At 71.2% G+C, this 14,675-nt stretch carries 13 protein-coding genes; 3 read left to right on the forward strand and 10 right to left on the reverse strand.

Annotation, left to right across the window (positions count from 1 at the left end):
* Position 1 precedes the first annotated feature (1 nt).
* From K8625_RS11285 to K8625_RS11295, 3 genes are all read right to left on the reverse strand, one after another.
* On the reverse strand, positions 2-778 hold the full coding sequence (locus K8625_RS11285; protein WP_223782720.1) for an alpha/beta fold hydrolase: 777 nt from the start codon (positions 776-778) through the stop codon (positions 2-4).
* Positions 779-907: 129 nt separating this feature from the next.
* The gene (locus K8625_RS11290) at positions 908-1,471 is read right to left on the reverse strand and encodes a regulatory protein RecX (RefSeq protein ID WP_046716438.1); all 564 of its coding nucleotides are present in this window, start codon (positions 1,469-1,471) and stop codon (positions 908-910) included.
* 504 nt (positions 1,472-1,975) lie between these two features.
* Positions 1,976-3,703, reverse strand: coding sequence for an alkaline phosphatase family protein (locus tag K8625_RS11295; RefSeq protein ID WP_223782721.1), 1,728 nt, complete (start codon positions 3,701-3,703; stop codon positions 1,976-1,978).
* A 106-nt stretch (positions 3,704-3,809) separates the two neighbouring features.
* On the opposite strand from K8625_RS11295, the gene K8625_RS11300 reads away from it, so the two are divergent.
* Entirely contained in the window at positions 3,810-4,751 is a 942-nt protein-coding gene (locus K8625_RS11300) for a LysR family transcriptional regulator (protein WP_223782722.1), read from the forward strand.
* A gap of 350 nt (positions 4,752-5,101) precedes the next feature.
* Positions 5,102-6,457: a hypothetical protein gene (locus K8625_RS11305; RefSeq protein WP_223750754.1), complete on the forward strand. Its 1,356-nt coding sequence runs from the start codon at positions 5,102-5,104 to the stop codon at positions 6,455-6,457.
* Positions 6,458-6,460: 3 nt separating this feature from the next.
* Here K8625_RS11305 and K8625_RS11310 read toward each other — a convergent pair whose 3' ends face one another.
* Entirely contained in the window at positions 6,461-7,570 is a 1,110-nt protein-coding gene (locus K8625_RS11310; RefSeq protein ID WP_223782723.1) for an MBL fold metallo-hydrolase, read from the reverse strand.
* Positions 7,571-7,667: 97 nt separating this feature from the next.
* The gene (locus K8625_RS11315) at positions 7,668-8,711 is read right to left on the reverse strand and encodes an SDR family oxidoreductase (RefSeq protein ID WP_223782724.1); all 1,044 of its coding nucleotides are present in this window, start codon (positions 8,709-8,711) and stop codon (positions 7,668-7,670) included.
* Positions 8,712-8,801: 90 nt separating this feature from the next.
* Here K8625_RS11315 and K8625_RS11320 point away from each other — a divergent pair, with 90 nt between their 5' ends.
* Positions 8,802-9,446, forward strand: coding sequence for a TetR/AcrR family transcriptional regulator (locus K8625_RS11320; protein ID WP_223750751.1), 645 nt, complete (start codon positions 8,802-8,804; stop codon positions 9,444-9,446).
* 8 nt (positions 9,447-9,454) lie between these two features.
* Here the strand turns inward: K8625_RS11320 and K8625_RS11325 are convergent, their stop codons facing one another.
* From K8625_RS11325 to K8625_RS11345, 5 genes are all read right to left on the reverse strand, one after another.
* Entirely contained in the window at positions 9,455-10,552 is a 1,098-nt protein-coding gene (locus K8625_RS11325; protein ID WP_223750750.1) for an NAD(P)/FAD-dependent oxidoreductase, read from the reverse strand.
* A gap of 317 nt (positions 10,553-10,869) precedes the next feature.
* Positions 10,870-12,576 (reverse strand): fatty acyl-AMP ligase, encoded by a 1,707-nt coding sequence (locus K8625_RS11330; RefSeq protein ID WP_255665614.1) that lies wholly within the window; start codon positions 12,574-12,576, stop codon positions 10,870-10,872.
* 44 nt (positions 12,577-12,620) lie between these two features.
* Positions 12,621-12,899 carry a phosphopantetheine-binding protein gene (locus K8625_RS11335; protein WP_141332129.1) on the reverse strand — a complete coding sequence of 93 codons (279 nt, stop codon included), beginning with the start codon at positions 12,897-12,899 and terminating at the stop codon, positions 12,621-12,623.
* Positions 12,892-13,467 (reverse strand): isoprenylcysteine carboxyl methyltransferase family protein, encoded by a 576-nt coding sequence (locus K8625_RS11340; RefSeq protein WP_223750748.1) that lies wholly within the window; start codon positions 13,465-13,467, stop codon positions 12,892-12,894. The genes K8625_RS11335 and K8625_RS11340 overlap by 8 nt, the downstream gene beginning before the upstream one ends.
* Positions 13,461-14,546: a type III polyketide synthase gene (locus K8625_RS11345; protein WP_223782726.1), complete on the reverse strand. Its 1,086-nt coding sequence runs from the start codon at positions 14,544-14,546 to the stop codon at positions 13,461-13,463. The genes K8625_RS11340 and K8625_RS11345 overlap by 7 nt, the downstream gene beginning before the upstream one ends.
* Positions 14,547-14,675: the final 129 nt, after the last annotated feature.

The raw sequence follows: 14,675 nt of genomic DNA on the forward strand, positions 1-14,675 counted from the left end.
CTCACCCCGTGGGCGTCGGCCCCGAAAGGAACGCCAGCGCCGTGCGGACGAAGACCTCACGCCACGCCCCGAAGAGCGGGACATGGCCTTCACCGGGGACGACCCACAAGCGGGACTCCGGAATGGAGCGGTGCAGTTCCACCGTCAGCTCCACCGGATAGAGCGGGTCCTGGTCTCCCTGGACGAGCAGCGTCGGCGCGCGCACCGTTCCCAGGTGCGGCGGCGTGAAGCTCATGTCATCGAAGCTGTCCGCGAAGCCTCGGACATGTCGCCACAGGGCTCGAATCTGCGCGTCTCCGTGTACGTGCTTCGAGCGCAGGTCCGCCCACTCCGCCTCCGAGCGCGACGCCTCCGTGTAGGTCGCCATGATGCGGCGGGCCGACGCGGGGTAGTACGGCGTGCTGGAGACCAGCACCATCCGCTCCACGCGCGCGGGTGCTCGCGTGGCGACGTGAAGCAGCGTGTTGCCACCCAGGCTCATCCCGATGGCTCGGCACCGCTCGATGCCCAGCGCGTCCAGGAGCGCGAGGACATCCGTCGCGCACTGGCGCGTGGTGAAGTCCTCCGAGGGATTGTGGCTCCGGCCGTGGCCTCGCAGGTCGGGGATGACGAGCCGGTACTCACGGGCCAGCGCGTCCAGGTCGAACACGTGGCCCCAGTCCTCGCCCGCACCGGTGAAGCCGTGAAGGAGGAGCAACGGAGGCCCCTCGCCCAGCAGCGTACAGTGCAGCCGCAGGTCCTCCAGCGTGACTGTGCGCGTCTCTCGCGTCGCGTTCATCCCATGCCCCCGTGCGTGACCGGAGACATTCCGGTCGCGCGGGGACGTACGGGAACGCGGCGCGACTTGATAGCTTCGTTCTTTCGCGCAAAACTGCTTCACGGCATCACGGGCCGCGCACGGCCGTGCTCAGTCGAGCGACCCGTCGATGATCTTCTTCGCAATCCCGAACGAGAAGCCCGCGCGCGCCAGGGAGGCCAAATCCCTCTGACGGTTCTCCTCGCGCGTCGCCAGGTTCTTGCGAAAGGGGCCCAGGCGCTTCTTCCGGGCCCAGATGCGCGCGGCGTCCTCGTCGGAGACCTCGGCGGTGGCCTGCGCCAGCTTGCGCTGCACCAGGTCCGCGGCCACGCCCTTCATCCGCAGCTTCTGCGCAATCACCCGCGTGCTGCGCCCGGCCGCGCGCAGCGACTGCGCCTTCATGCCCGCGTAGGCATCATCGTTGATGAGGCCGTTGCGGATGAGCTTCTGCGTGAGCGCGTCAATCCACCCGAGCGCCTCGGCGCGGTCCCCTCCGTGCTCCTTCACCGAGCGGTCCACGCGGCGCACGAGCACGCGCTTGAGCTGGCTCACCGTGGAGGCGTAGCGCTTCAAGTAGTGCAGCGCCGCGTTCTCCAGGTAGCGAGCGGACACCTTCCGGGGTCGCTTCTGTTTCCTCGGGGGCCTGCTGTCCTGTCCGGTCCGGTCGTCTTCCACGCCGCCCTATCTATCAGGGCGGTCCGACGAAGACGCCGCTCGGGTGACGCCCCGACGAAACGAGGGCGGGCGGACGAGCAGGCCCCTCGTCCGCCTCCCCCACTGCCGAGGACGCGCGGATGACAGCGCCGCCCGGACGACGGGGTCCACGCCCCAGCGAGCCATCGCCTCGCAGGGAGGTCGGGCCACCGAGCGGACCCGCGAAGTCACTGCCCCTCGCGCACCACCGCACGCCCTCTTTCCTTCACTTGCGCGGAGCATCAGCGGGAGAGCAGGACTGCGGAGTCACAGGGCCTGGAGCACTGCCGCGAACACTCCCCGCATCACGGTATGGCCGCGCGCTACGAACATGAAGCAGGCGTGCCGATTCGTGGGGGCAGCGCCTCACGGTGGCTTCAGCATCACCGCGAGCCCCTCGCATCACCGTGAAGCTGCGCGCTCCGAGCACGAGGCGTGCGTGCCTGTTCATAGGGCAGCACCTCACGGAGCCGCGAGCCCCTCGCATCACCGTGTAGCCGCAGGCTCCGAGCACGAAGCGGGCGTGCCTGCGCGTGGGGGCAGCGCCTCACAGAGCGGCAGCCCCGAGGCCTCCGGCAGCGTCACGCCCAGCCAGGAGGCCAGCGTGGGCGCCAGGTCCAGTGGCGTCACGGCGCGCCCATGTCGCACGGCGGGCAGCCCCTGGCCGTAGAGGATGAGCGGCACGTGCGTGTCGTACTCGTAGGGCGTCCCGTGCGTGCTCGCATGGTCGTCATCCGGCGCGAGCAGCACATGCGGGTCCGCGATGAGCACCAGCTCTCCCGAGCGCGCGGGCACGTACTCCTGCCGCACCCTCCGGGCAAAACCCTCCGCCCGGTCCGCGCTCACCTCCGCGGCGGACACCACCTCCGCGATTCCCGGCACGGCCCGCGCCGCCTTCTTCGCCACCTCGACCGCCTGCTCCAGCGACACGCCCCGCGCCTTCAATCGCGCCTGACGAAGGTACAGATGCGGCGCGCTGAACGCCTCCACCCAGTCCTCCGCGCCGAAGGCCTCATCCATCGCCGCGTCCACGTCCCGCGTCACCGTCTCCCCCGACAACCGCTGCTCGGCTCGCGCGGGCGCGGGCGCCATCCCATGGTCCGCGCTCATCGCGACCAACACCTTCGACAGCCCCACCTCTCGGTCCATCGCCTCCAGGAATACGGCCAGCGCCCGGTCCAACCGGAGGAGCATGTCCACCGTCTCGTGACTCTCCGGCCCGAAGCTGTGGCTCACCACGTCCACGCTCGACATGCCGATGGCCAGCAAGTCTCGCGCCCCCGGGCGCTTGCCCAGTTGCTCCGCCTTCACGCCCGCGAGCGCGAGCTCGAACAACGTCTCCGCCCCCAGCGGCGTGTACAGGAACGCCTCCTCCGTGGTCAGCGGATGGGGGAACGTCCGCCCCAGTCCCTCGGGCGGGCGCTCGCGCGCGTCATCATCCGGGCCCAGCGAGCCATACACGGACGCCTCCGCACTCCGTGCCCACGCGCCTCCCCTCCGCGAGCCCAGGGCCTGATTGAACTCGGACACCCAGGTCGGCAGCTCGCGCGCATGGTGACGGCTCGTGGTGAAGCCCTTCGCGCCCCACCAGTACGCCTGCCCGCGCTGCCCGCCCAGCATGATGGCCGCGCGGTCCTTCAGTGACACCGACACCACGCGCGAGGAGCCACCGTGCGTCTCCAGCAAGCGGTCTCCCAACGTCGCCACCCGCAGCCGCCGGGGCGACACACCCTTCCCCTTCGGGTCATCGAGCGGCGGGCTGGCCGGGTCCCGAACACAGCTCACGTCCGCGCCCGTCTCCCGCTCGTACCACTCGTTCGAGATGATGCCGTGCGCTCCGGGGAGCGCCCCTGTCGCGAGCGTCGCGTGCCCCGGACACGTCTTCGTCGTCGCGTACGGATAGCGCGCGGCATCGAAGACGGTGCCACCCTCCAGGAGCCGACGGAAACCGCCCGGCCCCATGCGGTGACGCCAGCGCTCCAGGTCGTCGTAGCGAAGTCCATCGAACACCAGGAACACCACCAGCGACGGCCTCGCCCCCACCTCCTCGCCCGGCGACACCACCGGCCGCGAGCCACCCCGCGGCGGCGCCACCTGCCGCCTCCCCACCCTGCCCGAGGACAGCTCCGACTCCCGCGCCTGCCCCGCTCCGGAGCCCAGCGCCCCCAGCAGACAGCCGACCGACATGAGCACCCGACTCAACGAAGCCGCCATGGTTCCGCCTCCACCACCGCGAGCACCGCGGCGTGGAAGGCATCCTGCGAGCCACGGCCCTCATCCATCCAATGGATAGACTGGATGAATCCCATAGAATGGTTGGATGGACCTGGACCCTCGCTATCTCCAGACCTTCTTCGTCGTGAGCCGGGAGCGCGGCTTCAGTCGCGCGGCGACTGTGCTCCACCGTACCCAGCCCGCGGTGAGCTACCAGGTGCGTCAGCTCGAGGAGCAGCTCGGCACCGTGCTCTTCGACCGCACCACGCGCACGCTCACCCTCACCGACGCGGGCGCGAAGCTGCATGCCCTGTGCGAGCGCTTCTTCGACGAGTTCGGCCGACTCGCGCGCGGACTGCGGACCGGTGACGCACCCGCCGAGCCCCTGCGCATCGCCTCCGTGAGCGGCTTCGGTCGCTACGTGCTCTATCCCCTGCTCGCCCGTCAGCGACTCGCGGCCCCATACTCCCTGCGCTTCCCCACGGCCGAACAGGTCTTCAAGTCCCTGGAGGACGGCGCCTGTGACGTGGGTTTCGTCTACCTGCCCCATGTGTCCAGCCGGCTGCTCACCGCGCCCGTGTGGCGAGAACAGCTCGTGCTCGTCGGGCCCCCTGGCGCCAAGGGGAAGACCTTCCCGCGGCTCGAGGCCTTCGAGGACCTGACCTTCGTCACCTATGACGAGTGCGAGTACGTCTTCGGCAAGTGGTTCGAGGGGCACTACGGACGACAGCCCCGCTCGATGCGCGGCACGTACCACTTCGAGGAGCTGGAGGAGGTGGTGGGCACGGTGGCCGCCGGACACGGCTGGTCCATCCTCCCCGACCACTGTGTCGCCCAGGCCGCGCGCCAGGGCACCGTCGTCATCGCCCCCGCGCCCGGCCGCAAGCAGGTCACCAACCTCATCTACTCCGTGCAACGGGCGAACGCGCCCGAGAACCCCTCGGCGCTCCGGCTCATCGACGCCCTGCGCACCGAGGGCGAGAAGCCCCTGACCGCCGCGCCTCGAAGCCAGCCGCGTCGCCGCCCCACACGACGCTCCGCTCGCTGAAGGGGTCCGACCGATCAGGGACGGCGGTCTCTGGCGAGACGCCCCGCCGCATCGCGCCAACGCACCGCTCGCTCTCGACGACGAAGCCTCACGCGCGGGGTTCACAAGGCACCTCGGACAAGCCGCGTCGATGACGCACCACCTGATACCGATACAAACACTCGTGAGCGTCGACGCTCCCCTGTCTCCGAACGCACGCGACCGCCGCCCCAGCCCCCCCAAACGCGCGTGACCGCCGACGCCCCAGCCCCCGCAACCGCTCGTTCACCACGCGTCGCGTCACCCCACCGGACAACCACCTTTTGAGTCCGCGCGACGCCCCTGGCTACGCTCGGCGGCCCGAGGCCGCCATGACCACCGCCGCCCCCGTCCCTTCCGCGCCCGAGCCCGTCGCGCCCGTGACGCCCACCGTCGCGCCCGAGCCGTCCCTTCCTCCGTGGAGCCTGGCGAAGCGGCTCGGCTTCCGCTTCGTCTGCGCCTACGTCCTCCTCTACGCCTTCCCCTTCCCGGTGTACGTCGTCCCCGTCATCGGCGAGCCCATCTCCGAGGCCATCTCCGACTTCTGGAACCTCGTGGTCCCCTGGGTCACCCGCAACGTGGCCGGCTACCAGGGCGAGCTCTCTCTCGCGCAGACGGGCAGCGGCGACAAGGCCATCGACTATGCCCAGACCGCCGTCTTCCTCGCGCTCGCCCTCGTCGCGACCGGCGTGTGGTCCCTCGTCGACCGGCGGCGTCCGCGCTACGAGAAGGCCCACGCCCTGCTGCACCTCTACGTGCGCTACCTGCTGGCCGTCCCCATGCTGGGCTACGGCTTCTCCAAGGTCTTCAAGTCGCAGTTCCCCATGGCGTCCGTCGAGCGGCTCACCCAGTCCCTCGGCGACTTCTCCCCCATGGGCCTGTTGTGGACCTTCATGGGCCACTCCCCCGGCTACAACCTCTTCACCGGAGGCGCCGAGGTGCTGGGCGGCCTGCTGCTGCTCGCCCGTCGCACCACCACGCTCGGAGCGCTGGTGGTCATCGGCGTCATGTCCAACGTCGTCGCGCTGAACTTCTTCTACGACGTCCCCGTCAAGCTCTACTCCACCCAGCTCCTGCTCTTCGCCGTCTTCCTCACGCTGCCGGACCTGCGCCGGCTCGCCAACGTCTTCGTCCTCAACCGCGCCACCCAGCCCGCGTCCCTCGAGCTCCCCTTCACCCTCTCCCCGCGCGTCCTCTGGGCCTCCCGAGCCGTGAAGGTCCTCTTCATCGGCTGGCTGCTCCACAACAACATCACCAGGGGCCACGAGCGCTACACCCAGTGGGGTGACGGCGCGCCCCCGCCGCCCTTCGGAGGCCTCTACAAGGTCGAGTCCTTCACCCGGGACGGCCAGGAGCTCCCGCCCCTGCTGACGGACCCGCATCGCTGGCGCGCCGTGTCCGTCGGCCGCAATGTGGTGGCCGCCCGGCTGATGAATGACGTGCGCCGCTACTTCCCCGTGAAGGAGGGCGAGGCCGGCAAGTCCATCCTCCTCATGTCGGGACGGGGCGACGACGCCAAGCCCGTGGCCACCCTCCAGCGCGAGACGCCGGATGCGGAGCACTTCGTGCTCGAGGGCGAGGTCGACGGCGCGAAGGTCCACGTTCGACTCAAGCAGGTGGACATCTCGAACTTCGAGCTGCGCGGACGCGGCTTCCACTGGGTGCAGGAGAAGCCCTACAACCGCTGACGCCTACCGCTCCGCCGGGCACACGCTCGCCACCGCGGCGGGCGTCCGGGGCAGGGGCTCCACGAAGCGCCCCTCGCCGAAGCCCAGCGCCCAGAAGCGCGGGCGCACCTCCTCGCGCGCGAGCAGCCGCAACAGCAGGAACTTCGCCTCGTCCTGCCCGTCGAAGGCCATGGGGAAGGTGTTGTGGTGCATGGCCACCGACGTGGAGGAGCCGAGCACCTTGTGCGCATCCAGCGCCTCGCGCGGCCCCATGTGCACCGTGTGGAGCACGCGCGGCCGGTAGGCCCCGATCGGCAACACCGACAGCCGCATGGGCCCGAAGCGCGCGGCCATCATCGCGAAGTGCGGACCGAAGCCCGTGTCCCCCGCGAAGAACGCCGGCCCGCCCGTGGTCGACACCACGTACCCGGCCCACAGCGTCTCCGCCTGGTCCGTGAGCCCCCGGTTCGAGCGGTGCTGCGCGGGCACCGCCGTCACCGACACCTCCGGCGTCACCCGCGTGGCCTGCCACCAGTCCAGCTCCTCCACGTGCCGGAACCCCTCGTCATCCAGGAGCGCCTTGTTGCCCAGCCCGACGATGAAGCGCGGCTGGTGCGCCGCCTCCAGCCTGCGCAGCGTGGGCAGGTCCATGTGGTCGTAGTGGTTGTGGCTCACCACCACCACGTCGATGGGCGGCAGGTCCTCGAAGCGGATGCCCGGCGGGTGCACCCGCTTGGGCCCCACCCACGGCACCGGGCTGGGCCGCTCCGAGTAGATGGGGTCCGTCAGCACATTCACCCCGTCCGCCTGGATGAGCACGGTGGCGTGGTTGATGAGCGTGACCTTGAGCTTGCCCGGGCCCACGCGCTCGGGCGGGGGCCTGCCGGGGGGAAGGTCCTCGTACTCGCGCCACGCGCCGCGAGGCTCCTTCAGCGCCGCGCCAATCAGCTCGGACGCCGACAGCATCGGCGCGTCACCGATATTCTGGAACTTCTCCCCGTCGAAGTGCGCCATCGGCGGCCCCCGGTGGCTGGGGCCCGCGAAGAGGCAGCCGCCCACGAGCGGCGCGCACGCGAGCAGGCCCCACAGGGCGGTCGATGCGGGAAACCAACGGGCCAGGGACGCCTGGGGCATGGGGGCGACGCTCCATCGAAGCCAACGGCCACGCCCTCCGGTCAGGGCGAGGGCGGGTCTCCATCGTAATGGCGGGCACGCGGCCGCGCAGGACTCTTCAGGAGGACGTGGCCACCCGAGGACGCTTCGCGGCGGACGCCATCTGGGGCTTGTGCTCACGCAGCCAGTCCACCGTGTCGCGCAGCGTCTGCTCCAGCGGGCGGAAGCGCACCCCCAGCTCCCGCTTCGCCTTGGACGAGTCCACCCGCAGCTTCGCGCGCATCACGCGCACCCCCTCCACCGTCAGCGCCGTCTCGCCCCCCGTCAGCCGGGCCCACGTCTGCCCCAGCGCGCCCAACATCAGCGCCAGCGCGTGGGGCAGCACCCTGCGCGGCGCGGGGATGCCCGACACCGCCTCAATCGTCCGCGTCAGCGTGCCCAGGTCCACGAACTCGCCGCCCACCAGGTAGCGCTCCCCCGAGCGTCCCTTCTGGGCCGCCACCACGGTGGCCTCGGCCACGTCGCGCGCGTCCACCAGGCACGAGCCCCCCTCGAGCAGGGCCGGCATCTTCCCCGCGGCCAGGTCCAGGATGAGCTGCCCCGCGGCGGTGGGCCCCGCGTCCCCGGGACCGAACATCCACCCCGGCAGGATGTAGACCACGTCCATGCCCGTGCGCGCGCTGAAGGCGTTGAGCTCCCGCTCCGACTCCACCTTGCTCTTGAAGTAGAGGTTGCCGGCGAGCAGCGCCGCGGGCGGCGTCGACTCGTCCCCGGGCGAGCCGTCCGCCTTGGCGCCCACCGTGCCCGAGGAGCTGATGTCCACGAAGCGCTTCACCCCGCGCTGCTGGGCCTCCTCCGCCAGCGCCACCGTGGCCGTCACGTTGATGGCATACAGCTTCGGCCAGTGGTCTCCCGCCGCGTAGTATTCGCGGAAGTACGCCGCCGTGTGGATGACCACGTCACAACCCTCCAGCGCGGCCGCGAAGCCCTTCACGTCCAACATGTCCCCTTCCACCACCTCCACACCGGACAGCCCACCGAGCACCTGGCGCGCCTTCGCCGGCGAGCGCGCCAGCGCCCGCACCGTGTGCCCCCCCGCCACCAACGCCCGCACCACGTTGTTGCCCAACAGCCCCGTGCTGCCCGTGACGAATGCGCGCATCCTGCCGCTCCCCGTTAATGTGAACGATGTTCAAATAAGAGCCGGTCTGAACACTGTCAAGATGAACGGGCGGGCAAGGAGGCTGGGGCGATGACGACCCGGACGAAGAAGGCGGCGGCGCCCAAGCGGCGCACGTACCACCACGGGGATTTGCGGCAGGCGCTGGTGGACGCGACGTTGAAGCTCATCGCGACGGAGGACGTGGGCGCGGTGTCGCTGCGGGAGGTGGCGCGGCGCGCGGGCGTCACGGCGGCGGCGCCGTATCACCACTTCCGGGACAAGGACGCGCTGCTGGCGGCGGTGGCGGAGGAGGGGTATCGGGCGCTCAACGCGCGGATGGACGAGGCGATGACGAAGGCCCGGGCGCCGCGCATCGACGGCCAGCTCAAGGCGCTCGCGCGGTGCTACGTGCGCTTCGCGGTGGAGCACCCGGCGCACTACCGGGTGATGTTCCGGCAGGAGTGGAGCGACGTGGAGAAGTACGCGGGCATCCACACCGAAGGCATGCGCGCCTACGCGCGGCTGCAGGAGCTGGCGCAGGAGGTCCGCGTGGCCTCGGGGGGCAAGGTGGAGATGGACATCCTGGCCTTCACCATCTGGTCCTGGGTGCACGGGCTCGCGTCGCTGTGGAACGAGGGGCCGCTGCGCAAGAAGAGCCAGAGTGACTCCATCGAGCCGCTGCTGGAGCGCTCGTCGGAGATGTTCGTCGGATGGGTGGTGGGCAAGGGGCCGTGAGGCTCGGCTCACCCGACGACGGAGTGGAGGATGCGCTCGAAGAGCCACGGGCTGTGGCCGAGCATCCGGACGATGGGGCGTCGCAGCCAGGGACGGCGCGCCAGCATCAGGAGTGAGCGCGTGGCCCAGGCGTACTTGCGGAACACCTGCTGGAAGCGCGCCTCGTAGGGCTGGAGCACGTCGCGCGTCGCTCCCCTCGCGAGCGCGTCCGGCAGGAGCTCGCCCAGTGACTCCGCGCAGGAGAAGGCGAGGGAGAGTCCTTCTCCGGTGAGCGCGTCCACGTAGCCCGCGGCGTCGCCCACCAGGGCGAAGCGGTCCGCCACGCGCACGCGGGCCACGCGCGCCAGCGGACCCGCGCCTCGCACCTGCGAGTCCGGTGTCGCGGTGGACAGTCTCGCCTCGAGCTTCGGGAAGCGCGACAGCAGCGTCTCGAAGCCCACGCGCCCCTCCACGCCTCCGTCCTCCCAGAGGAAGGCGAGCCCCACGCGCCGGGCGCCCGCGGGCGTGACGTAGGCCTCCACGCCGTTCGCGAAGTGCACCTCGACGTAGGGAGTCCAGGGTTCGAGCTGGAAGTGGCGGCGCAGGCCGAAGCGCCGAGGCCCCTCCGCGTCCAGCTCGAGTCCCTCCGCGCGCCGCAGGGGTGAGGCGAGCCCGTCCGCGGCCACCAGCATCCGCGCCTGGACCTCTCCGTCGACCAGCTCCAGCGTCACGCCGTCGCCGACGCGGCGATGCGACACCACGTGGGTGCGCTCGCGGAGCTCGGCGCCCGCTTCGCGCGCGCGGGTGACGAGCGCCTCGGCGAGCGCCACCCGACGCACGCCGAGCCCTCCTGGCGCGGGGAGGAGCCCCTCCGCCGTGCTGCCATCCTCCTGCACGTAGCGGATGCCCACGAACGGCGCGCTCTGCGAGCGGTCCAGGTGCGTGAGCGCGCCCAGCCGCTCCAGGGCCGCGAGCCCCGCGGGCATGAGCCCCTCGCCGCAGGCCTTGTCGGCCGGGAAGGAGGCGCGCTCCAGCACCACGGTGTTCAGCCCCCGCGTCGCGGCGTGGATGGCCACGGCGAGCCCGGCCGGGCCTCCTCCCACCACCGCGACGTCATACCGACTCATGGCGCGGACTCCGCCAGAGACCTCGCCTCCGCGCAATGGCGCCACGTCCGGGAGCCGCGCGGTGCTCGTGCCCGGCCAGGGCCCCGCGTGATGCTCGGCCTCTCGCCACCTGTCGCGCAGGGGACGCTCGGGCGGGCGTCTCCCGCCAGGGCAAGGGCGGCGCGGCGTCTCACGAACAAAGCCTCTTGCCCATCCTCTCCGAGAGTCGACGGCTCACGTGTCGTGCTCCACCCGCGCCATGGCGAGCACGCCGTGCGCCATCTCCGCCGCAATTCCCGCCTGCCTCGGCGGCGACGGCGCTCCGGAGAGTCGACGGCTCACGTGTCGTGCTCCGCCCGCGCCATGGCGAGCGCGCTGCGCGCCATCTCCACCGCCATGCCCACCATGCCCACCTTCTTCGGCGGCGACAGCTCTCCGGAGAGGTGCCGCCGCAGCGCCTCCATCCGACGCAGCTTCCCGCTCGACGTGCGCGGCAGCGTCCCCGGCTCCAGCAGCTTCACCGTGTGCGGACGCACGCCCGTGGCCTCCACCACCGCCGCGCGGATGCGCTCCTCCACCACCTCGTCGGCGTCCGTCCCACCCCGCTCCGCGAGGATGAGCAGCGCCTCGTCCTGTCCACCCTCGGGCGTGAAGCCGAGCGCCACCGCGCACCCCGTGCGCACGCCCTCCACCGACTGGAGCGGCTCCTCGAAGGACTGCGGCGCGTGGTTCGCCCCGCGGATGATGACCACGTCCTTCGCGCGCCCCGTCAGGTACAGCTCCCCCTCCGCGATGAAGCCCAGGTCTCCCGTGTCCAGCCACCCGTCCAGCGTCAGCGCGCGCCGCGTGGACAGCGCATCCCCGAAGTAGCTGCTCATCAGCGACGGCCCACGCGTGAAGACCTTCCCCACGCGCTTGTCCGGCAACACCCCGCCCTGCTCGTCGCGAACCTCCACCTCGAAGCCCGCCACCGGCGAGCCCACGCTCACCAGCCTCCGCGCCCCCTCCTCCACCCGGCCCTCGCTCGCGAGCAGCCCCGGGTCCACGCCCAGCGAGCGGGGACCCCGGCCCTCCGGAGGGAACGTCACTGCCAGCGACGCCTCGGACAGTCCGTACACCGGGCGCAGCGCGCGCGCGGAGAAGCCCCACCGCTCGAAGCGCTCCACGAAGCGCTGCAGCGTCTCCGCGGACACCGGCTCCGCGCCGTTGAGCGCGTGCTTCCACGACGACAGGTCCACGTCCTCCAGCTCCGCGTCCTTCACCCGCTTCAAACACAGGCCATACGCGAAGTTCGGCGCCGGCGAGATGAAGCCCCGGTGCCTGGACACCGCGCGAAGCCACAGCGCGGGGCGCGCCAGGAAGGCCTCGGGCGGAATCAGCACCAGGTTCCCCGGATAGTGCAGCGCCGAGAGCAGACAGCCGATGAGCCCCATGTCGTGGTACAGCGGCAGCCAGCTCACGCCCACCCGGGGACTGTCGGGCGGCACCGGCATCGCCACCTCCAGCGCCCTCAGCTGCGCCAGCAGCGCCCCGTGCGTCAGCGCCACCGGCTTGGGGTCCACCGTGGAGCCGGAGGAGAACTGGACGAGGCCCAGCGCGTTGGCGCCCACCTCCACCTCGCGCCCCTCGTCGTCGCGCGAGACGTCCTCCACCGTGTGGCAGCCCAGGCGGGGACGGGACTTCTCCACGCTCGGGCCCAACAGCAGCCGCACCCGCGAGTCCGTCAGCACCAGGCACGCCTCCGTCACCTGGAGCATCCGCGCCGTCGTCCGGTGGTACTCGTCCAGTCGCCCCAGCCGCACCGGCGGATACAGGGGCACCGGCACCGCGCCCGCGAGCAACGCGCCGAAGTAGGCATCCATGAAGGCCGGCGAGGTGGGCAAGAGCAGCGCCACCCGCTCGCCCTCGCGCACGCCCAGGCGCGACAGCCCCGCCGCCGTGCGCCGCGCGCGTCGGTACACCTCCGCCCAGGACAGCGAGGTCTCCTTCTCGGCCGCGTCCACGAACGTCAGCCGGAAGTCCGTTTCGGCCGTCGACGCGAGCATCGCGTTCACCGTGGGGAACCGCACCGCGGGCAGCGTGGGTCCCCTCACGAACGGACCTCCGTCGCCACGCGCGCGGTGGACAGCACGCGCCGCTCCACCAGCTTCGTCAAATCTCCCACCGTGCGTACCCCCTGCGCGTCCTCCTCCGACAAGCGGATGCGGAAGCGGTTCTCCAGCCCCACCGCCAGCACCGTCAGCCCCAGGCTGTCGAGTTGCAGGTCCTTGAGGAGGTCGAGCCCGGGCTCCACCTCGCCCTTCCACTCCAGCTCCTCGGCGGCGATGCGACGAATCTCCGCCAGGACCTCCAGTTCGAGCTCAGCCACGGGGCACCTCCGGAAGGAAACGGGGACGATGGGAGAACGCCTTCGCGTACACGTCCCCCAGGGCCGCCTCCTCCGCGCGGATGCGCACGAAGAGCAACCCCAGGTTCCCCACCGAGAAGCACACGGCCGTCCACCACGCGCCATGGATGAGCGGCACACACGCCAGCTCCAGCACCACCGCGACGTAGTTGGGGTGGCGCAGGAAGCGGTACGGCCCCCCCTCCACGGGGGGCAGGCCCGGCACGACGATGATGCGCGAGTTCCACCGCGAGCCCAGCGTGGAGATGGCCCAGTAGCGAAGCCCCTGCGCCACGAGCGCGCCGCCGAGCGCCGCCCAGCCCAGCACGCCCGGGAAGGACCGGTGCAGGAGGAACACCTCCGCCACGCACGCGACGAGGAACAGCGTGTGGAACACCACCATGAAGCGGTAGTGACGCTGCCCCGTCTCCACCCCACCCCGCGCGAAGGCCCACGCCGCGTTGCGCTTGGAGAGCACCAGCTCCACGAGCCGCTCCAGCACGAGCGCGCCCATGTACCCCAAGAACACCCCTTGCGTGAGCGTCACCATCGCAAGAGCACCATCTCCGCGCAGAAGCCCGGCCCCATCGCCATCATCAGGCCCCAGTCCCCCGGCTTCGCGTCCGCCTTCTCCAGCGTCTCACCCAGCACGAAGAGCACCGACGAGGAGGACAGGTTGCCCACCTCGCGCAGCGACGCCCACGAGCGCGTGAGCGCCTCCTGCGGCAGCTCCAGCGCCTGCTCGAAGGACTCGAGCACCTTGGGCCCGCCGGTATGCGCCACCCAGTGACGGATGTCATCGCGCTTCAAGCCGTGGCTCGCGAGGAAGGCGTCCACGTTGCCGCGGATGTGGTCCTTGACCAGGTGGGGCACCTTCGCGGACAGCACGACCTTGAAGCCCGAGTCCACCACGTCCCAGCCCATGGTGCGCTCGGTGTCCGGGTAGAAGACGGAGCGGGAGGCCACCACGCGGGGACCTCGGGCGCCGGGGGCCTGGGCGCCCCGGAGCACCGCGCACGCGGCGCCGTCGCCGAAGAGGCCGGAGGCGATGATGTTGGGGATGGACAGGTCCTCGCGCTGCAGCGTCAGCGAGCACAGCTCCGCGGACACCAACAGGGCGGTGTGCGTGGGGAAGGCGCGCAGGTAGTCGGCGGCGCGTGCCATGCCGGCCGCGCCCGCGACACAGCCGAGCCCGAAGATGGGCGTGCGCTTGAAGTCCTCGCGGAAGCGCAGCCGGTTGGCGAGCCGCGCCTCGACGCTGGGGGTGGAGATGCCCGTCACGGTGACGAAGAAGACGTGGTCCACGTCCGTGGGCGTCAGCTCCGCCTGCTCGAGTGTCTGGCGCACCACCGACTCGCTGAGGGCGGTGGCCTCGCGAATCCAGGCGTCGTTGCGTTGCTGGAAGGTGACGAGCTCGCGGTACGCGTCGATGGGGAGCGCCAGGTAGCGGCCTCCGACCTGGACGGCGCGGTGCAGGTCCTCCAGGCGCTCCAGGTTGAAGTGGCGCGTGGCCCACAGCTCGCGGAAGGCGGCGATGAGCTGTTCCTGCGAGGCGTAGTGAGGCGGAAGTGCTCTTCCCACGGAGCGGATGAAGGGCGAGCTGCTGTCCTGGCCGGTTGCGCTGTGCATGAAGGTCTCGGGTCCGTGCGGCGCTCAGGGGTACGCTTAGTCGGAAACGCGTGGAGGACGCGACACCTGTCCCCCCGACTGAACGAGTCCCGACGCCGCGGCGCCTTTCAGTGTCACACGGTAGACGGC

The organism is Myxococcus sp. AS-1-15, from assembly GCF_020037055.1.
GTDB classification, from domain to species: domain Bacteria; phylum Myxococcota; class Myxococcia; order Myxococcales; family Myxococcaceae; genus Myxococcus; species Myxococcus fulvus.